The 18,718-nt window shown below is 42.7% G+C and carries 17 protein-coding genes and 1 riboswitch; of the genes, 9 read left to right on the plus strand and 8 right to left on the minus strand.

What is annotated here, in order from left to right:
• Nucleotides 1-283: 283 nt before the first annotated feature.
• The 4 genes from purR (at nt 284) to R7093_RS13645 (ending at nt 3,514) form a co-directional block, all read left to right on the plus strand.
• On the plus strand, nt 284-1,288 hold the full coding sequence (gene purR, locus R7093_RS13630) for an HTH-type transcriptional repressor PurR (protein ID WP_005378368.1): 1,005 nt from the start codon (nt 284-286) through the stop codon (nt 1,286-1,288).
• Nucleotides 1,289-1,575: 287 nt separating this feature from the next.
• A riboswitch (cyclic di-GMP riboswitch) is annotated at nt 1,576-1,665 on the plus strand.
• A gap of 116 nt (nt 1,666-1,781) precedes the next feature.
• The gene (locus R7093_RS13635; protein ID WP_005378367.1) at nt 1,782-2,372 is read left to right on the plus strand and encodes a TfoX/Sxy family DNA transformation protein; all 591 of its coding nucleotides are present in this window, start codon (nt 1,782-1,784) and stop codon (nt 2,370-2,372) included.
• Nucleotides 2,373-2,486: 114 nt separating this feature from the next.
• Entirely contained in the window at nt 2,487-3,173 is a 687-nt protein-coding gene (locus tag R7093_RS13640) for a TVP38/TMEM64 family protein (protein WP_005378366.1), read from the plus strand.
• Nucleotides 3,174-3,193: 20 nt separating this feature from the next.
• Nucleotides 3,194-3,514 (plus strand): DUF2007 domain-containing protein, encoded by a 321-nt coding sequence (locus tag R7093_RS13645; protein WP_017820033.1) that lies wholly within the window; start codon nt 3,194-3,196, stop codon nt 3,512-3,514.
• Between the two features lie 31 nt (nt 3,515-3,545).
• On the opposite strand, the gene R7093_RS13650 is transcribed toward R7093_RS13645, so the two are convergent.
• The 4 genes from R7093_RS13650 to topA form a co-directional block, all read right to left on the minus strand.
• Nucleotides 3,546-4,349: an alpha/beta fold hydrolase gene (locus R7093_RS13650; protein WP_017820032.1), complete on the minus strand. Its 804-nt coding sequence runs from the start codon at nt 4,347-4,349 to the stop codon at nt 3,546-3,548.
• 109 nt (nt 4,350-4,458) lie between these two features.
• On the minus strand, nt 4,459-5,916 hold the full coding sequence (gene glgA, locus R7093_RS13655; RefSeq protein WP_017820031.1) for a glycogen synthase GlgA: 1,458 nt from the start codon (nt 5,914-5,916) through the stop codon (nt 4,459-4,461).
• On the minus strand, nt 5,906-7,123 hold the full coding sequence (gene glgC, locus R7093_RS13660; protein WP_318146696.1) for a glucose-1-phosphate adenylyltransferase: 1,218 nt from the start codon (nt 7,121-7,123) through the stop codon (nt 5,906-5,908). The genes glgA and glgC overlap by 11 nt, the downstream gene beginning before the upstream one ends.
• A 607-nt stretch (nt 7,124-7,730) precedes the next feature.
• On the minus strand, nt 7,731-10,361 hold the full coding sequence (gene topA, locus R7093_RS13665) for a type I DNA topoisomerase (RefSeq protein WP_005378351.1): 2,631 nt from the start codon (nt 10,359-10,361) through the stop codon (nt 7,731-7,733).
• 434 nt (nt 10,362-10,795) lie between these two features.
• Between topA and R7093_RS13670 the strand changes: the two genes are divergently transcribed.
• Nucleotides 10,796-11,044: a YciN family protein gene (locus tag R7093_RS13670; protein WP_042522113.1), complete on the plus strand. Its 249-nt coding sequence runs from the start codon at nt 10,796-10,798 to the stop codon at nt 11,042-11,044.
• Between the two features lie 63 nt (nt 11,045-11,107).
• Here the strand turns inward: R7093_RS13670 and aroA are convergent, their stop codons facing one another.
• Both aroA and R7093_RS13680 read right to left on the minus strand, forming a co-directional pair.
• Entirely contained in the window at nt 11,108-12,388 is a 1,281-nt protein-coding gene (gene aroA / locus R7093_RS13675; RefSeq protein WP_017634728.1) for a 3-phosphoshikimate 1-carboxyvinyltransferase, read from the minus strand.
• 290 nt (nt 12,389-12,678) lie between these two features.
• Nucleotides 12,679-13,155 carry a glycine zipper 2TM domain-containing protein gene (locus R7093_RS13680; protein ID WP_005378348.1) on the minus strand — a complete coding sequence of 159 codons (477 nt, stop codon included), beginning with the start codon at nt 13,153-13,155 and terminating at the stop codon, nt 12,679-12,681.
• Between the two features lie 39 nt (nt 13,156-13,194).
• Here R7093_RS13680 and aat point away from each other — a divergent pair, with 39 nt between their 5' ends.
• The 3 genes from aat (at nt 13,195) to infA (ending at nt 14,900) form a co-directional block, all read left to right on the plus strand.
• A complete protein-coding gene (gene aat / locus R7093_RS13685; RefSeq protein ID WP_005387881.1) occupies nt 13,195-13,902 on the plus strand; it encodes a leucyl/phenylalanyl-tRNA--protein transferase in 708 nt (235 codons plus the stop codon).
• Nucleotides 13,899-14,600 carry an arginyltransferase gene (locus R7093_RS13690; RefSeq protein WP_047100846.1) on the plus strand — a complete coding sequence of 234 codons (702 nt, stop codon included), beginning with the start codon at nt 13,899-13,901 and terminating at the stop codon, nt 14,598-14,600. The genes aat and R7093_RS13690 overlap by 4 nt, the downstream gene beginning before the upstream one ends.
• A gap of 81 nt (nt 14,601-14,681) precedes the next feature.
• Complete coding sequence (gene infA, locus R7093_RS13695) at nt 14,682-14,900, plus strand: translation initiation factor IF-1 (RefSeq protein ID WP_001040192.1); 219 nt, start codon at nt 14,682-14,684, stop codon at nt 14,898-14,900.
• Between the two features lie 135 nt (nt 14,901-15,035).
• On the opposite strand, the gene clpA is transcribed toward infA, so the two are convergent.
• Both clpA and clpS read right to left on the minus strand, forming a co-directional pair.
• Nucleotides 15,036-17,303, minus strand: a complete 2,268-nt coding sequence (gene clpA / locus R7093_RS13700) for an ATP-dependent Clp protease ATP-binding subunit ClpA (protein WP_005387879.1) — start codon at nt 17,301-17,303, stop codon at nt 15,036-15,038.
• A 50-nt stretch (nt 17,304-17,353) separates the two neighbouring features.
• Nucleotides 17,354-17,674, minus strand: a complete 321-nt coding sequence (gene clpS, locus R7093_RS13705; RefSeq protein WP_005378419.1) for an ATP-dependent Clp protease adapter ClpS — start codon at nt 17,672-17,674, stop codon at nt 17,354-17,356.
• A gap of 704 nt (nt 17,675-18,378) precedes the next feature.
• On the opposite strand from clpS, the gene cspD reads away from it, so the two are divergent.
• Entirely contained in the window at nt 18,379-18,597 is a 219-nt protein-coding gene (cspD, locus tag R7093_RS13710; RefSeq protein WP_005378407.1) for a cold shock domain-containing protein CspD, read from the plus strand.
• The last annotated feature ends 121 nt before the right edge of the window (nt 18,598-18,718 follow it).

Below are 18,718 nucleotides of genomic sequence, written 5' to 3' on the forward strand. Positions count from 1 at the left end.
CATAGGGCTAAAATGTGAGCGCAAACGATTAAATATGATTTATATGTAAACCGCTGAAATATAGCGGTTTTTGTGTTTTCTTAACAGGTTGATGGCAATTTCTCATCAGATAGAAAAAAGATAAAATTCATCGACCGATGCTGCTACGTACCCTTTTGTCGCACTTGGATCAACCGCTGCCGAGACACTTAGCGCCAATTTTATATTGCTAGGTGTGAAACCATTAGAGCATCAGGTACATCCAATACGACATATTTCAGTAGCTCGATACAGGACACCATTTATGGCCACGATAAAAGACGTTGCTCGCTTAGCCGGCGTTTCCACTACGACAGTTTCGCACGTTATCAATAAAACGCGTTTCGTTGCAGAAGCAACGCAAGAAAAAGTAATGAAAGCCGTTGACGAGCTAAATTACGCGCCAAGTGCCGTTGCACGCAGCCTAAAATGCAACTCAACTCGTACGATTGGCATGTTAGTAACTCAATCAACTAACCTATTTTTCTCAGAAGTGATTGATGGCGTTGAGAGCTACTGTTACCGCCAAGGCTATACTCTGATTTTATGTAACACAGGCGGGATTTACGAAAAACAACGCGATTACATTCGTATGCTGGCTGAAAAGCGCGTTGATGGCATCCTAGTGATGTGTTCTGACTTAACCGAAGAACTAAAAGAGATGCTTGACCGTCATGCGGACATTCCTAAAGTGGTCATGGATTGGGGCCCAGAGAGCTCACAAGCAGACAAGATCATGGATAACTCAGAAGAAGGTGGCTACATTGCAACCAAACATCTGATTGACAATGGTCATACGGATATCGCTTGTCTAAGCGGTCATTTTGAAAAGCTTGCTTGCCAAGAGCGCATTGCAGGTTTCCGTCGCGCAATGAGCGAAGCAAACCTAGCTGTAAATGAAGACTGGATCCTTGAAGGTAACTTTGAATGTGATACGGCCGTATTAGTTGCAGATAAAATTACCGCAATGGACAAGCGCCCGACGGCGGTATTCTGTTTTAACGACACAATGGCTCTAGGCCTAATGAGCCGCTTGCAACAAAACGGGATCAAAATTCCTGAAGATATTTCAGTGATCGGCTACGACAACATCGAGCTTGCGGAATACTTCTCTCCACCGCTAACGACTATCCACCAACCTAAACGTCGTGTTGGTAAAAATGCATTCGAAATTCTACTTGAGCGTATCAAAGATAAAGAACACGAAAAACGAATTTTCGAAATGCAACCTGAGCTTGTTATTCGAAATACTGTGAAAAAAATGAACTAAATTTCACTGTATTTAACCGTGTTAAATAAGCGCTCTACAGGGGCGCTTATTTTTTTGGAAAAATTAAGCATTCTCTAATACTTCACACCACTCTAATAACAATTGACTAACGTTAACTCCCTGTTTTATATAAATGTAATATATATTAAGAACTCCTTTTCAAAGGCCAATTTGCACCTTTCCATATGCAAAATAGAGCATTCAATCTATCATTTTTATTGAACCGAAATCACACTTTTAACGCTAAACCGTGATGTTAATTCAATATAAGAAGTATGCTCATTGTGTCACGCACAGGGCAAACCATTCGAAAGAGTGGGACGCAAAGCCTCCGGCCTGAACCATATTACGATATGGAAGGTAGCGGGGTTACCGATGGCAAGTGTGTAAGCAATGACTTTACTCTGTAATGACATTGTTTTTACGCATGTTTGCTACTCTCTCGGACCTGACTTTTGGTGGCGTAATATTAATTACACCGAGATAACAAAACATGGATAAACCGATACTCAAAGACTCTATGAAGCTGTTTGAGGCACTTGGTAATATCAAGTCGCGCTCAATGTTTGGTGGCTTCGGACTATTCGCTGATGAAACAATGTTTGCACTAGTGGTAAACAATCAGCTTCATATCAGAGCAGACCAAAAAACTTCATCTGACTTCGAGAAACAAGGGCTAAAGCCTTACGTTTATAAAAAACGTGGCTTTCCAGTCGTTACAAAGTACTACGCTATTTCCAGCGATTTATGGGAATCAAGCGAACGCTTAATCGAAGTAGCGAATCAATCATTGAAAAAGGCAAAGCTTGAGAAAGAACAGCAAGCAAGTACAAAGCCTAACCGTTTGAAAGATTTGCCTAACTTACGACTGGCTACCGAGCGCATGCTAAAAAAAGCCGGCATCGAATCCGTAGAGAAGCTTGAAGAGGAAGGTGCGCTTAACGCCTATAAAGCGATAAGAGATACGCACTCTGCAACCGTCAACATTGAGTTGCTATGGGCACTAGAAGGTGCTATCAACGGCACTCATTGGAGTGTGGTACCTCAAGCTCGCCGAGATGAGTTGATGAACGGCCTCCAATAAAAGTCGGCCTAAAAACTATCTTGTAAAACCGCAGTCTAATCTGCGGTTTTTTTGTGAAATTTTTTCGGTTTTCCTACTGTCTTATTACATATATCCCAAATTGGAATCAAAATTATGAATAAGAAACTGATTTTAGGTCTCATCCTACTAGCGGCTATCGTCTTTTTAGGTATTAACTTTGGCCAGTATTTAACCTTAGAGAATGCAAAAGCCCAACAAGAAGCACTAACTACATACATCGATCAGAATTTTGTATTCTCGGCTGCGATTTACTTTTTTACCTACATTGCAATTACCGCTTTTTCTATCCCAGGAGCGGCAGTAGTCACCTTACTTGGTGCAGCCTTATTTGGTTTTTGGACAAGCTTGCTACTGGTTTCTTTCGCTAGCACTATGGGGGCAACACTGGCCTTCTTGAGCAGCCGATACTTATTGCGTGACTGGGTACAAAACAAATTCGGAAATAAACTCAACGCAATTAATCAAGGTGTCGAAAAAGACGGAGCTTTTTATCTATTTTCCTTGCGTCTAATCCCTGTATTCCCTTTCTTTCTAATCAACTTACTGATGGGCTTAACGCCGATGTCTGTAGGTAGATTTTATCTCACTAGCCAAATAGGTATGCTGCCAGGCACAGCCGTATATCTGAATGCAGGTACTCAATTAGCAACAATTGAAAGCCTATCGGGCATTGTTTCACCCGCAGTATTAGCGTCTTTTGCGCTATTGGGACTATTTCCAATCATCACTAAATGGGTTATGAATAAAGTAAGGCCGACACCAAGTCAGCAAAACTCGTAATTGGTGAAGTGGGTATTTTGATGAAAATATTTATCGCTAAAAACCCAGCAGAAGCACACATTGTATGTGAGCTGCTTAAAGTGGAACAAATTTACTGTGAAGTTCGTGGAGAAGGTATTTTCGGCTTAAAAGGAGAACTGCCGTTTGGTGATGATACCGATCCTTATGTGTGGCTTTTTGACACTGCACAAAAGATGAAAGCTGAAGAAATAGTAAAAGCATATCGAAAACAATCCGATAGGCATGAGTATCAAGATTGGCAATGCCCAAAATGTCATGAAATAAACGAAGGGCAATTTGGTGCATGTTGGCAATGTGGATATCAACTAGGAGAGCTATAGCGGCTCTCCTATTCAGTGGATGCACTCAGTTTTAAGCACATACAGCTTGCTGTTTAATAAACTCGATGGAGTGTTGATTGAAGTCTTCTGGACGCTCTACATTGCATACATGACCACAATTCGGGATTTCTCGTAAAATGCTGAGCTTATGTGCTGCAACCATTTCTTTGACAGGTTTAATAAACATGTAATCCCTGTCGCCCATTAAGTAAAGAGTCGGAATGGGTAACTCTCGATCTTTAAAATATTTCATTAACGGATTTACATCAGCGGCAAGAATAAACCAACGTTTAAATTCTTTTTGGCAAAGCTTCTTGGCTTCGCGAATAAAAAGGTGGCGAGATTCTCGTTGGCTTCTTTGAGGCATAACAATATAAGCGAACAGTTTGTAGAGCCACATGTACGGTAGGATATGCTTACAAAAATTACCTAATTTCACCAATATCTGAGAACGAGTGTTAAGCCTTGTGACAGCACCGCCGAGCACCATCGAACGTACGCGCTCTGATGACAATTCAGCAAGGTTTCGAACAATAATAGTACCAAGCGACATACCGACAAAATGAGCGGATTGGATCTTTAAATGGTCCAATACTTTCAAAATATCTTGGGTAACTTCCGTAAAGGTATAACGGCTAGCTATGAGCTCTTTAAGTAACTGATTTGACTTTCCATGACCTCTTAAATCGATCAGCAATAAGTTAAAGTGTTGCTTGTAAGCTTTAATTTGCTTGAACCAGATAGAAGAGCTACCACCAGCACCGTGCACAAATACAACCCACTCATTACTAGTAGGGTGCAAATAGGTTTTATGAAAAAGTAGCGGCTGGGTCATATTGAGTATCAAAAAGATCGTGCTATTGAGTAAAAAGCCATCCTACCACACTCCCCTTACTCAAGATAATAAAGGCACCTCATTCGGTGCCTTTCGTTACAATTTTAAGTCAAACTAACGCTGAGTGGTAAAGCTGCAAATAAGATTCTGCGGCCTTTTGCCAACAAAAGTCTTGTTGCATCGCGTGCAACTGTACTTTATTCACTTCAGGCTCGTTTTGAGCGTAGAGCAACAGTGCCCTTAGCATCGTTAACAACAATGCCTGCGGTGTCGGTTCGAAAAAAACAAACCCCGTTGCTTCAGATGGGTTTACATCATAATCGCTAACGCTGTCCTTTAAGCCACCAACACCGCGTACTATCGGTAATGTCCCATAAGCCATACTATAGATTTGGTTTAAGCCACATGGTTCAAACTCAGAAGGCATCAAGAAGAAATCAGAACCAGCTTCAACGATATGCGCAAGTTCATTGTCATACGCTTCTACAAAGGCAAATTTGCTAGAAAACTGCGCGGCAACCTCTCGTAACTGAGCGGCAAGAACAGGGTCTCCGGTCCCAACGACAACTAGCTGAACATCGTGCTTCAAAAAATCGGCCAAAGCAGGCAACAAGTAATGAACGCCTTTCTGCTGGGTCAACCGACAAACCATACCGAACATAGCTACATTTTTTTCGGGCAAATTTAGTCGTTGTTGTAATGCTTTTTTACAAGCTTTCTTCCCTTGCGACATACTTTGCTGGTCGGCGCAGTAATTAACCGGCAAGTAGGTATCAGTTTCCGGATTCCAAGCGCTGTAATCACAACCATTCAAGATGCCGACTAAGTCCTGCGCACGTTGCTGAAACTCCCAAGCCATGCCGTGACTGCCAAGCTCTGTTTTTAGTTCCTCTGCGTACGTAGGGCTAACCGCGTTTATCTTATCTGCATTCATTACACCAGCTTTAAGCATCGTAATATGCGTTGCACTCACCGCAGCATCGGGAACGTTTCTACAATGAAACTCTGGCAAACACTGCACGTCTTCATAACTAAATACGCCTTTAAAGACCGCATTGTGAATTGAAATGACGCTTTTAGTATGAGCAAAAAACGGATCATTGCCATACCTGTGCTTGAGCAAAAATGGAACAAGACCTGTGTGCCAATCGTTCGCGTGTATGATATTAGGTTGAAAGGCGAGCTTGGGTAACATATCGAGACATGCTGCACTAAAAAACGCAAAGCGCTCGCCGTTATCAGTATACGCTTGGTTGTTCTCCGCATACATTGATGGTCGATTGAAATACGGCGGACAATCAATCAGGTAAACAGGATTTTGACCTAACATGAGCCGCAAAACTCGATACTCCGTATGCGGCCATGATGTTAATTCTGTTTCTAATACAACTTCTGCGTCTGCGAGTTTATCAATACTGCTGTACGCAGGGATGGTAATTCTTACGTCTTGCTGTAGGTTTTGAAGGGCTTCCGGTAGTGCCTTGGCAACATCTGCCAAGCCACCACTTTTAATGAGGCCTTCAACCTCAGAAGCTACAAACAGAATAGATAAGTTGTTAGTAGCCAACTCGAGCTCCTTTCGGAATAACAACAATGCCCTCCTCAGACACGTGGAAGTGTTTTTTATCTTCTTGAAGATTCACACCAATCTGAGTACCAGGAGCAATATCGGCATCCTTGTCGACAATCACACGACGTAAAACACATCCTTCGCCAATTTTTACGTCACCAAGAAGTATACATTCGCTGATATCGCAAGCAGAAGCAATATTACTGCGAAAACCAAGCACCGACTCTTCGATTCTTGAGCCTCTAACATAGCTGCCATTACACACTAAACTATCGATTATCTGCACACGACCATTATCAGAGTCGGTAAATGTCGCAGGTGGCAATGGTGGGTAGTAGGTATGCAATGGCCATTTACGGTTGTACAGCGAAAATGGTGCATCTTTTTCTAGCAGATCCATATGCGCTTGCCAGTACGCATCAATAGTTCCGACATCACGCCAGTACACCTCTTCTTTTTCGCCACTGATTTTGTTGGTACTGAAGTCATACACGAACACATCACCTCTAGGGAACATCTTTGGAATGATGTCCTTTCCAAAATCATGTGATGAAGCTTCATTATCCGCATCTTCGACCAACTCTGAGAACAGTACCTGAGCTTCAAAAACATAGTTACCCATTGAAACTAAAGCGTAATCAGGGTCACCAGGAATCGACTTCGGATTTGCTGGTTTTTCTTCAAAGCCAATCATACGGCCTTCACTATCCACTTCGATAACCCCAAATTGCGACGCCTCTTTTAGTGGCATGCGCAATGCAGATACCGTCAGAGAAGCCTGCTTTTCTGAGTGGAAGTTCAGCATTTGTTTGATATCCATCTTATAGATATGGTCAGAGCCAAAAATACAAACTTGCTCTGGTTCCTCTAACTCCATAAAACGCAGGTTTTGATAGATCGCGTCCGCCGTCCCTTCGTACCAACGTTTACCAGTACGCATTTGAGCGGGAATAGGATCGATAAAGCGGTCTGTAATGCCGTTGATGTTCCACCCCTTTTTTAAGTGATGGAATAAAGATTGAGATTTAAATTGGGTTAGGACGTAAATGCGCATCAGGTCCGCATTAACAAAATTGTTTAGAGCAAAATCGATCAATCGATAACTACCACCAAACGGTACCGAAGGTTTACTGCGAGATTCCGTTAAAGGTCTCAAACGAGAGCCTTCACCGCCAGCAAGAATCATTCCCAAAACACCAGCCATTTGTTGTTCTCCATATCGTTATAGCTTGGATTTGGTACTCGCTTGAATGAGTCATACTCGGGGAGTCAAGCGAATACATTTAGCAACCGTCTCTGAGTTTCTGTGAACTCTTACAACACGGATAAAAAAGCTACGGCACTTCCAGTATGCAACGTCCACTCTTTCCTTATTTTTTGACGCAAACAATGCACACAGTTGCACTAATTTTTGTAATAAATTATCTAAGCGGGTTCTAAATTACAATTTTTAATACGCCATTCTGTGTACCATACAGCTCTTGCGTACTCAAGACGATATCTAGATCACACATGGAAAAGCAAACGATTACATTGTGAAAACAATTTACGAACGGATTCACTACACCGCCGATTTTTTAGCCCAATGTATAACAAATATGTGAATGCAAAATGAAAGTTACAACAAATATTTTTTACATAAAAAATACATCAGCGACTACGAAATATTGATGCTGGGATCTTCTCGCGTCAGCAAAACTCAGTCAAAGCAGCAAAGAGCTATACGAACAACACAGTGGCCTTTACGCAAAAACAAAACGCAAAAAGGCAGCGATATCGCTGCCTTTTTACATTACTTAGATCGTACGTTTTTATGCTTTCGCTTTTTTACGCTTATCAGTGACTTCCCACTTACCGTCAACAAAGAGCGCTGTCCAACCACTTGGCTTACCGTTCTCTTCCGAACGAACGTAGTTCTCTTTTGTTTTACGGCTAAAGCGTACAACAGCAGGACGACCATCAGGATCTTCTTGCGGCGCAGTTGCTAGGTATTTGAACTTCTCAGGTAAACGCTCTTCAAAACGCGCCAGTTCAGCAACCAAAGGAGCACGTGTCTCGCGCGATTTAGGGAAGTTGCTTGCCGCCATAAATAGACCTGAAGCACCATCACGAAGTACGAAATACGCATCTGAGTTTTCACATGGCAACTCGGGGAAATGAACAGGATCTTCTTTCGGGGGCGCGACTTCGCCATTCTTCAAGATCTTACGAGTGTTCTTGCACGTTTCGCTCGTACAATCCATGTATTTACCAAAGCGACCGTTCTTAAGCACCATATCAGAGCCACATTTGTCACATTCAACAACTGGACCATCGTAGCCTTTTACTTTGAACTCGCCGTATTCAACAAGGTAGCCTTCACAGTTCGGGTTATTACCACAAACATGCATCTTACGCTTGTCATCAATCAGGTATGCGTCCATCGCTGTTTCACAGATCGGACAACGCTTTTTAGCACGAAGAGCAGCGGTTTCAACGTCTTCTTCTAGAACGTTAATAATACCTTCTTCGTCACCCAAGTTGATGGTTGTCTTACAACGCTCTTTTGGTGGTAACGCGTAACCTGAACAGCCTAAGAACACACCTGTTGAAGCAGTACGGATGCCCATTGGACGGCTACACGTCGGACACTCGATATCCGTCATGACGATGTGGTTTAACTTCATACCGCCTTCTGACTCATCCAGCTCCGCTTTTTCAAGATCGCCAGTAAAATCAGCAAAGAAGTTGTCTAACACAGCTTTCCAGTTCACTTCACCTTCAGCGATTTGGTCCAATTTCTGTTCCATACGCGCAGTAAAGTCGTAGTTCATCAAATCGTTAAAGCTGTCATCAAGGCGGTCAGTAACAATTTCACCCATTTTTTCAGCGTAGAAACGGCGCTGATCAACTTTCACGTAGCCACGATCTTGAATCGTAGAAATGATCGATGCGTAAGTCGACGGACGACCAATGCCTCGTTTCTCCAGCTCTTTAACCAGTGCTGCTTCAGTGTAGCGCGCAGGTGGCTTTGTAAAGTGCTGTTTAGGGTCAAGTGACTCTAAGCTTAGCTTATCGCCAAGTTGTACCGCTGGAAGGATTGTATCCTCGTTTTTGCCCATTGGACGCTGTACACGAGTCCAGCCGTCAAATTTAAGGATACGGCCTTTCGCTTTAAGCGTGTATTCTGCCGCTTTTACGCTAATGGTTGTTGAATCGTATTCTGCTGGCGTCATTTGACACGCTACAAACTGATTCCAAATCAAAGCGTAAAGTTTGTGCGCATCAGCATCGACACCTTGCAGGTCTTCCGCCTTAACACCCACATTTGAAGGACGGATCGCTTCGTGCGCTTCCTGTGCCCCTTCTTTGCTACCGTACGTCAATGGTTTCGCTGGCAGGTACTTATCACCAAACTCAGAACCAATAAAGTCACGTACAGCGTCCACAGCCTCGGCACTTAGGTTAGTCGAGTCAGTACGCATGTAAGTGATGTAACCGGCCTCATAGAGGCGCTGAGCTAGCATCATGGTCTTTTTCACGCCGTAGCCCAGACGTGTACTCGCTGCCTGTTGAAGCGTAGAGGTGATGTAAGGTGCTGAAGGCTTGCTCTTTGTAGGACGGTCTTCACGCTTACATACTTCGTAACTTGCATTCTCAAGTACAGACATCGCTGCTTTGGTTTCTGCCTCATTAACTGGCTTAAACGCAGAACCGTCTTTCTGCGCAACAAGCAGTTTAAAGTCCGCTTTGTCTTTCGTTTTCGTATTCGCATGAATGTCCCAGAATTCTTCTGGTACAAACGCGTTAATCTCACGCTCACGCTCAACTAACAATTTCACCGCAACAGACTGCACTCGACCAGCAGATAAGCCACGAGCCACTTTTTTCCAAAGTAAAGGTGAAACCATAAAACCAACGACACGGTCCATGAAGCGACGTGCTTGTTGGGCATTTACACCATCCATGTTCAGCTCACCAGGTGTCTGGAAAGCTTGTTGGATCGCGTTTTTCGTAATTTCATTAAAAACTACACGTTTGTATCGCTCTTCATCGCCACCGATGATCTCACGAAGGTGCCATGCGATTGCTTCCCCTTCGCGGTCCAAATCGGTTGCGAGATAAACGCAATCTGCGTCTTTGGCGAGTTTTTGTAGTTCGTTGACAACTTTTTCTTTGCCTGGAAGGATTTGGTAATTCGCTTCCCAGTCATGATATGGGTTAATCCCCATCTTTTTGATCAACGCTTTGCGGTCTTTCTCTTTTTTAACGCGCGCTTTCTCTTCCGGACTCATCCCTTTAGTTGAGATGGCTGCGGCTTTTTTCTCACCAGTGCTTTGACCGGCCGTAGGCAGATCACGCACATGACCAACACTAGACTTAACAATAAAGTCTTTACCAAGGTACTTATTTATCGTCTTTGCCTTGGCTGGTGACTCCACTATAACGAGTGATTTACCCATAACTGACTCTAACGTCCTTCATAATAATGCGGGTAGAAACCTTGTTTAAAGGCCACCCGCATAATGTTCTATTTCATTGCTTCTTTTTTTACTATTGTGCGAGATGAAAAGAAGATCAACTGCTTTTTTGAAATTCAGATCCGATTGGTTGACAATTCATCGTCTTTATACTTCAAAGAGACAGGGTTCTGAAAGGTATTGAGCGGCATATCTAAACAGGCAAACTTAGCATCCGCTAATCCAATGCAATAAATTTTGTTACCCATCACAAAATAGTTTCGTTCAATACTCTGCCATCTTCCTCCGCATCATATTTACACTCTAAAAATTGATCTGTTTAGTCTTACTGAACGATTGACTGAATTAATCATGCAAACCCATTTTAGTTGTAGGTATACTCAGCGTTCTTAACTGAATAGAATGGTAGAAAGAATATGTCTGATAGAACGCTTATCGAAGAGTTCGACCTTCTTTTGATCGCTAACCAAATCATCCAAGAGCACGATGATTACATCGAGGGAATGCGAGCAACAAGTGTAGAAGAAAAAGAAGGTGTTTTAGTTTTTAAAGGTGAATACTTCCTTGATGACAAAGGTTTACCAACTTCAAATACGACTGCAGTATTCAATATGTTCAAATACTTAGCGCATCACCTTTCTAAGGAATTTACGCTGGTTAAATAGTATTGGGAAACAAAAAAGCCAGAGTGTTATTCACTCTGGCTTTCCTATTTTAGGTCAGAATATTTAGCAGCTTAAAGCCTTAAGTTTGTCGAAGTAGTCAGGGAACGTTTTCGACGTACACTTTGGATCATTAATCGTCACAGGTGTATCACTAAGTGCCACCAGCGAAAAACACATCGCCATACGATGATCATCGTAAGTATCAATCGCAGCATGCTTTAACTGAGAGACAGGTTTGACGATGATGTAGTCTTCCCCTTCTTCCACTTCCGCACCAACTTTACGTAACTCAGTCGCCATAGCTGACAAACGGTCTGTTTCTTTTACACGCCAGTTATAAACGTTACGAATAGCGGTAGTGCCTTCGGCAAATAGCGCTGTTGTCGCGATGGTCATTGCTGCATCAGGGATATGGTTGTAATCCATATCAATGCCTTTTAATTGACCAACACGAGAAATTACGTAGTCATCACCCCATTCAATTTCTGCACCCATTTTTTCAAGCGCATCAGCAAATTGAATATCACCTTGAATGCTGTTTTTACCGATACCCGTGACTTTAACTTCTCCACCTTTGATGGCTGCCGCCGCCAAGAAGTAAGAAGCAGAAGACGCGTCACCTTCAACCAAGAAATCACCTGGAGCGATGTATTGCTGACCGGCTGGGATCACAAACTCTTGATAGTCATTGTTGATCACATCGACTCCAAACTGCTTCATGATATGCAGGGTGATATCGATATAAGGCTTAGAAACCAAATCGCCTTCGATGTTGATGCGAATTTCACCTTCAGCCAATGGCGCAGACATTAAGAAAGCGGTCAAGAACTGACTTGAAATGGACCCATCGATAGAAACTGTACCTGCTTTTAGGCCAGTACCAATTATTTTGAGAGGCGGAAAGTTCTCGTTTTCCATGTACTCAACGTTCGCACCAGCATCTTTCAGTGCCGTGACAAGGTGACCAATTGGACGCTCTTTCATACGAGGTTCGCCCGTCAGTACATACTCCCCTTCTCCAAGACAAAGAGCCGCAGCTAATGGTCGCATCGCAGTGCCAGCATTGCCGAGAAATAACTCTACCGGCTCTGAGACAGAAAACGGACGCCCAAGGCCGTCAACGAGACATTCTGTTTTATCTTCGGAAAGTTGGTATTGAACGCCTAGTTTAGTCAGCGCATTCAGCATATGACGAATATCATCACTGTCGAGGAGATTAGTAAGGCGAGTTCTGCCTTTAGCAAGAGCAGCAAGTAAAAGAGCTCGATTAGAAACACTTTTAGAGCCAGGAAGGTTCACTTCCCCTTGAATTTTATTGATAGGTTGTAACGTTAGGCTTTCCATTAAAAGTTGATAATCCTTTGTGCCCTCAACATACGATTTTTTATGAGGGCTAAACAATTCTTCGTGAATTCAGACTACCCAAAAAAACACGACAAAACCAGAGTAAATCGGCGCTAATTTATGAATATCCTCAAGCAGCCTAAAGATACAGAATTAAAGGCATTGCCAGAGATGTAAATCAGAGCGAAAGAAGCACGGCGAAACAGCAAACTATTTCGATTTTATTTGACGATAAGCCAGCCCGACTGTACATGCCTGATTAGGCTTCGTTAGACTAAAACAACCTAGGGTTAATAAGTGATATCAACCCTGACTCCATCATCAAAATATAAAATACGAACTTCATCCCCTCGACTAAATAACATATTTTTATCAACATCTTGGATGACATTAATTAGCTTATCACCCTTCACTTTGATGAGTAGCTCAACTAACTTATATTCAACCGTGTATTGGTAATTACTTTGGTTTTGAGCAACTGCGGCACCAGCAAGCGCACCCACTGCCGTCGCGACTTCTCTTCCCGTACCGCCACCAAATTGATTACCGACTAAACCACCGATAGTGGCACCAAGTAGTGTCTTCCAACCGTTACTTTTCGATTGAACAACCTCTTGTTGAGTAATATAACGGACAGAGTCAATCTTCCCGTAAACTACTTCATTAACTGGCTTGGCAACATTTCTTTCATAGGCTGCGTTGGCGACAAGTGGTAAAAACAGTATGATCCCAAGCCATACTTTTACGATATTTCTTAACCAGGTCATCATAAACTCCTCTGACTCCAATGTTGGTAACGACTTCTTATGGCTATTTATTTAACTGAACTCGATGAAACGTTCAACTTTCCCTCACCCTATAAAGCACTCAGCGACCCCAATGGTTTGCTGGCTTTTGGTGGTGACTTAAACCCCATGAGAATCCTCAATGGTTACTATCAAGGCATTTTCCCTTGGTATGGTCCTGGTGAACCTATTTTATGGTGGAGCCCTTCTCCGCGCGCTGTGTTTGACCCATTGCAGTTTAAGCCATCTAAAAGTCTCAAAAAATTTCAGCGTAAACATAACTATAAAGTAACACTCAATTTCGCGACAGAAGAAGTGATTAGACTATGTTCTTCAACACGCCCTGCAGAGGAAACATGGCTCAACGAGGAAATGCAAGCTTCCTACATTGAGTTAGCCAAACTTGGTCACTGTCACTCTGTAGAAGTATGGCATGACAACAACCTGATTGGCGGACTATATGGCATATGCGTGGGCCAACTTTTTTGCGGGGAGTCGATGTTTAGCCTAAAAGATAACGCATCCAAAATTGCATTGTGGTACTTATGCAACCATTTGGCGTCAAAGCAAGGTCAATTAATCGATTGCCAAGTTATGAATTCTCACTTGGCATCACTTGGCGCATTTGAACTTGAGCGTGACGAATTTATGCAAAAACTACTATCTTTAAGAGAAAAGCAAACACTATTTGATGCCTATCAGCCCCAAGTTTTGCAGGATTCAGTATGAGTACGGATATACAACATATTCGAATAGGGTTGACGAATAATCACCCTTGTAGTTATTTGCCTGAACGGCAAGAGCGGGTTGCGGTGGCGCTTGATGAAAGGCTGCATACTGAAGAAAATTACCAGTTGCTCATGGCTAACGGTTTTCGTCGTAGCGGAGATACCATATATAAACCGCATTGCGAGCATTGCACCGCTTGCCAGCCAATTCGAGTCTCGATTCCAGACGTTAGATTATCAAAAAGTCAGAAGAGGCTGCTTAATAAAGCACAGTCTTTACGCTGGGAAATGAAACCTGAAATGGATGAGGAATGGTTTGAGCTTTACAGTCGGTACATCTGCAAACGGCATAGAAACGGCACTATGTACCCACCAAAGCGTGATGAGTTTGCTCGATTTGCTCAAACCAGCTGGCTGACAACGTCGTTTTTACACATTTACGATGAATCAGATCAATTGCTCGCCATTGCAGTGACAGATTTGATGCCACAATGCTCGAGTGCTTTTTATACTTTTTTTGACCCTGACTACGAGTTATCTCTTGGCACGTTAGCAGTGCTTTATCAAATTAAATACTGCCAAGAAAACAAACAACAGTGGCTATATTTGGGATATCAGATTGATGAGTGCCCAGCAATGAGCTACAAAACACGCTTTCAACGCCACCAAAGGCTAGTAAATCAGCGTTGGCGAGGGTAGAATACGCCTCAACTTTACATAATTACTATTTAGCGGCAGAATATAGCCCGCTAATATTGCCTAATTTCTAAAGAGGATTAAATGGCTAAAGAAGACGTAATCGAGATGCAAGGCACTGTCCTTGACACTCTACCAAACACTATGTTCCGTGTTGAACTTGAAAACGGTCACGTTGTGACTGCTCACATCTCTGGCAAGATGCGTAAGAACTACATCCGTATCCTAACGGGTGACAAAGTAACTGTAGAGATGACTCCATACGACCTGTCAAAAGGCCGCATCGTCTTCCGCGCTCGTTAATCTCTGATTTTCGGATGCAATAAAAAACGGAGCAAGCTGCTCCGTTTTTTATTGCACAATTTTTTCCGATTTAGTTCAGATAAAAAAAAGCGTACGATCTTCTCGTACGCTTTTGCGTTTGTTACCGACTAACGATTAATGCATCGCTGTCTCTTTCTCACTTAAGTATTCAAACTCAAGCGTATCGTTGACCAGCGTTACCTTCACTGTACCGCCGTCAACTAAAGATCCAAACAACAGTTCGTTAGCCAAAGGCTTCTTAAGCTGTTCTTGGATAACACGCCCCATTGGGCGAGCCCCCATAGCTTTGTCATAACCTTTATGTGCTAACCAATGGCGAGCGTCTTGCGATACTTCCATTGAAACGCCTCTCGCATCAAGTTGCACTTGCAGTTCAACAATGAACTTATCAACCACTTGATGGATAACGCTTTCATCAAGGCTGTTAAACCAGATGATGTTATCAAGACGGTTACGGAACTCAGGAGTAAACACCTTCTTAATTTCCGCCATTGCATCATGACTGTTGTCTTGTTGAATCAAACCAATTGATTTCTTCTCGGTTTCCGCCACTCCTGCGTTAGTTGTCATAACAAGAATGACATTACGGAAGTCTGCTTTGCGACCATTGTTGTCCGTTAGCGTACCGTTATCCATGACTTGCAACAGCAGGTTAAAGATATCAGGGTGCGCTTTTTCAATCTCATCAAGTAATACGACTGAATGTGGGTGCTTAATAACAGCATCAGTTAGCAAACCACCTTGGTCATAACCGACATAACCAGGAGGCGCACCAATTAAGCGACTTACGGAGTGACGCTCACCATACTCAGACATATCAAAACGAAGTAGCTCGATACCTAGAAGCTTAGATAACTGCACCGTCACCTCTGTTTTACCAACCCCTGTTGGGCCTGCAAACAAGAATGAACCAACAGGTTTGTTGTCTACACCTAAACCTGCACGTGTCAGCTTGATCGCCTCGGATAATGCATCAATCGCATTATCTTGACCGAATACCAACATCTTCATTTTGCTATCTAAGTTTTTCAAAATGTCTTTATCTGAAGAAGAAACCGACTTCTCTGGAATTCGCGCCATTTTGGCAACCATTGATTCGATATCAGCCACTCCGACCGTTTTTTTACGACGGCTTGCAGGAGCAAGACGACTACGAGCACCAGCTTCATCAATGACATCAATGGCCTTATCTGGTAGATGGCGTTCATTAATGTATTTAGCCGACAGTTCTACCGCGGCACGCAGTGCTTTATTGGTATAACGTACTTCATGGTGAGCTTCGTACTTCGGCTTCAAGCCCATCAAGATTTTAGTTGTATCATCCAATGAGGGCTCTACAACGTCTATCTTTTGGAAGCGGCGAGACAACGCACGCTCTTTCTCGAAAATGTTGCTGTATTCTTGGTATGTCGTCGAACCAATACAACGCAACTTACCGCTACTTAAAAGAGGCTTAATAAGATTTGCTGCATCGACTTGACCACCAGATGCCGCGCCTGCACCGATGATGGTATGTATTTCATCGATGAACAAAATGGCATCTTCTTCTTTTTCAAGTTGTTTCAAAATCGCCTTGAAGCGCTTTTCAAAATCACCGCGATATTTGGTACCAGCGAGCAAAGAACCAATATCTAGTGAATAAATCACGCTGTTTTGAATAACCTCAGGGACCTGCCCTTCGACAATTCGCCATGCAAGACCTTCCGCAATGGCTGTTTTACCAACCCCTGCCTCACCCACTAGTAGTGGATTATTCTTGCGGCGTCGACAAAGTACCTGAATAGTGCGCTCTAACTCTTTATCACGTCCAATGAGTGGGTCGATGTTTCCATCTTTAGCGACTTGATTAAGATTCGTCGCAAAGCTTTCTAGGCGTTCTTCAGAATTAGGCTCTTCAACACTTTCTGAGCTAAACGAGTCTGATGATGAATCCTCACCTGCACCTGATGCTTTAGTAATACCGTGGGAGATGAAGTTAACAATATCTAATCGGGAGATGTCATTTTTCTTCAGTAAGTAAGCGGCATGCGACTCTTGTTCACTGAAGATAGCAACAAGCACGTTGGCGCCTGTTACTTCATTACGACCAGACGACTGTACATGAAAGACGGCGCGTTGTAGTACACGTTGAAAACTCAAAGTCGGCTGCGTTTCACGCGTCTCATCACTATCTGGGATAAGAGGCGTAGTTTGATCGATGAAAATATCGAGTTCGTTGCGTAAAGCGTCAAGATCCGCCTTACAAGCTAGAAGGGCTTCCTTAGCTGCATCATTTTCCAACAATGCAAGTAGGAGGTGTTCGACAGTCATAAACTCGTGGCGTTTATCGCGCGCCCGAGCAAATGCACCGTTAAGGCTTGACTCTAGTTCTTTATTTAGCATAAGTACCTCCCGAAAAAACAACTGGGGTTGTTCGAGCAAGTCTTCTTTGTTTACGCTTGCTCCATAGTGCAAAGTAGCGGATGTTCATTTTCCCTTGCGTACATCGTAACTTGCGCTACTTTTGTTTCGGCAATTTCTGCGCTGTATGTGCCGCAGATTGCCTTTCCTTCATAGTGGACCTGAAGCATGATTTGAGTTGCTTTATCAATATCATGTGAGAAAAATCGCTCAAGCACCTCTATGACGAAATCCATAGGTGTATAGTCATCATTATTGAGTACGACATTGTACAGCTTAGGTGGCTGGACTTTCGTACTTTCTCGCTCCAGAAGATCAGAGTCCGGAGTGACCCATTCAAAATTTTTACTCATGGCAATCTAAAGATATCGTATCAAAGGGTTGATGTTTTCGACCTATAAAAACAATCTACCACAAGCATGCAGCGCGGTGTAGTGAGTTATGGCACCGAATTCGATCTTTGATCGATAAAAGTTGCTACCTAATATAGAGACTAATGCACGTCTTGATACGGCGCAAATAAAAGATGCTTGTCGATAAGTTACACATTTTTTCTTATAAAAGAACTTTCTATTTATTGCTCTCGGACTATTGCAAACCACCCCATCATCTTCTATCTGGATCACACTTCCTCATTGAGAATACGGTAATTATCACGAAAACTTCATTTTTTATTCAGTCAGAGGATTCTTCTCCCATAAGCAACACGGACAGTATGGCTTTTTCAGTATGAGCCACTTCATAGGCAAATTGACTAAACTTCTGCGTATATACGAAAAACTGTTTGCAAATTTGTTAATCTCAAAAGTGATTTGTTTTCAATTATGTTTCTGTTTGTTGCTCACTGCTATTGACTGTCGAAATTCATTGACTACAGTGGAAAGTGTCGATGCATAAATCATCATTTTGAAACCTCTCTTCTTTAAGTGGTTTGATGAATGTGACTTATCATTGATTTGACGTTTGTTGGCATTCGCTGACAATGGTAGTACCAAGTTAAAGGTATAACTTGGTTGCAGTAACAACATCAGTAAAAAATGCATGAGGGATGTAAAGCATGGCTACAGGTACAGTAAAGTGGTTTAACAATGCCAAAGGATTTGGGTTTATTTGTTCAGATGAAGAAGAGGGAGATATCTTTGCCCACTACTCAACTATCCAGATGGACGGTTATCGTACACTGAAAGCAGGCCAACAAGTCTCTTACGAGATTGAAAAAGGTCCCAAAGGCTGTCACGCGAGTAGCGTCGTGCCTCTTGAAGGCCAAGCCAAATAATTAGAGCGCTGTCGAAATATTAAAATATTGCTCTCGAAACGCCACGTTGATGTTTTGAAGAGAAAAATAAACCCGCAAAGATAGCGGGTTTCTTACTATTTAGAGCACGTGTTACAAAAGG

The sequence above is a fragment of the Vibrio sp. 1580 genome, assembly GCF_033340055.1.

Coding starts and splice junctions, on each gene's coding strand:
- purR (WP_005378368.1), top strand. CDS start 284: ATGGCCACGATAAAAGACGTTGCTCGCTTAGCCGGCGTTTCCACTACG.
- R7093_RS13635 (WP_005378367.1), top strand. CDS start 1,782: ATGGATAAACCGATACTCAAAGACTCTATGAAGCTGTTTGAGGCACTT.
- R7093_RS13640 (WP_005378366.1), top strand. CDS start 2,487: ATGAATAAGAAACTGATTTTAGGTCTCATCCTACTAGCGGCTATCGTC.
- R7093_RS13645 (WP_017820033.1), top strand. CDS start 3,194: ATGAAAATATTTATCGCTAAAAACCCAGCAGAAGCACACATTGTATGT.
- R7093_RS13650 (WP_017820032.1), bottom strand. CDS start 4,349: ATGACCCAGCCGCTACTTTTTCATAAAACCTATTTGCACCCTACTAGT.
- glgC (WP_318146696.1), bottom strand. CDS start 7,123: ATGGCTGGTGTTTTGGGAATGATTCTTGCTGGCGGTGAAGGCTCTCGT.
- topA (WP_005378351.1), bottom strand. CDS start 10,361: ATGGGTAAATCACTCGTTATAGTGGAGTCACCAGCCAAGGCAAAGACG.
- R7093_RS13670 (WP_042522113.1), top strand. CDS start 10,796: ATGTCTGATAGAACGCTTATCGAAGAGTTCGACCTTCTTTTGATCGCT.
- aroA (WP_017634728.1), bottom strand. CDS start 12,388: ATGGAAAGCCTAACGTTACAACCTATCAATAAAATTCAAGGGGAAGTG.
- R7093_RS13680 (WP_005378348.1), bottom strand. CDS start 13,155: ATGACCTGGTTAAGAAATATCGTAAAAGTATGGCTTGGGATCATACTG.
- aat (WP_005387881.1), top strand. CDS start 13,195: ATGGCTATTTATTTAACTGAACTCGATGAAACGTTCAACTTTCCCTCA.
- R7093_RS13690 (WP_047100846.1), top strand. CDS start 13,899: ATGAGTACGGATATACAACATATTCGAATAGGGTTGACGAATAATCAC.
- infA (WP_001040192.1), top strand. CDS start 14,682: ATGGCTAAAGAAGACGTAATCGAGATGCAAGGCACTGTCCTTGACACT.
- clpA (WP_005387879.1), bottom strand. CDS start 17,303: ATGCTAAATAAAGAACTAGAGTCAAGCCTTAACGGTGCATTTGCTCGG.
- clpS (WP_005378419.1), bottom strand. CDS start 17,674: ATGAGTAAAAATTTTGAATGGGTCACTCCGGACTCTGATCTTCTGGAG.
- cspD (WP_005378407.1), top strand. CDS start 18,379: ATGGCTACAGGTACAGTAAAGTGGTTTAACAATGCCAAAGGATTTGGG.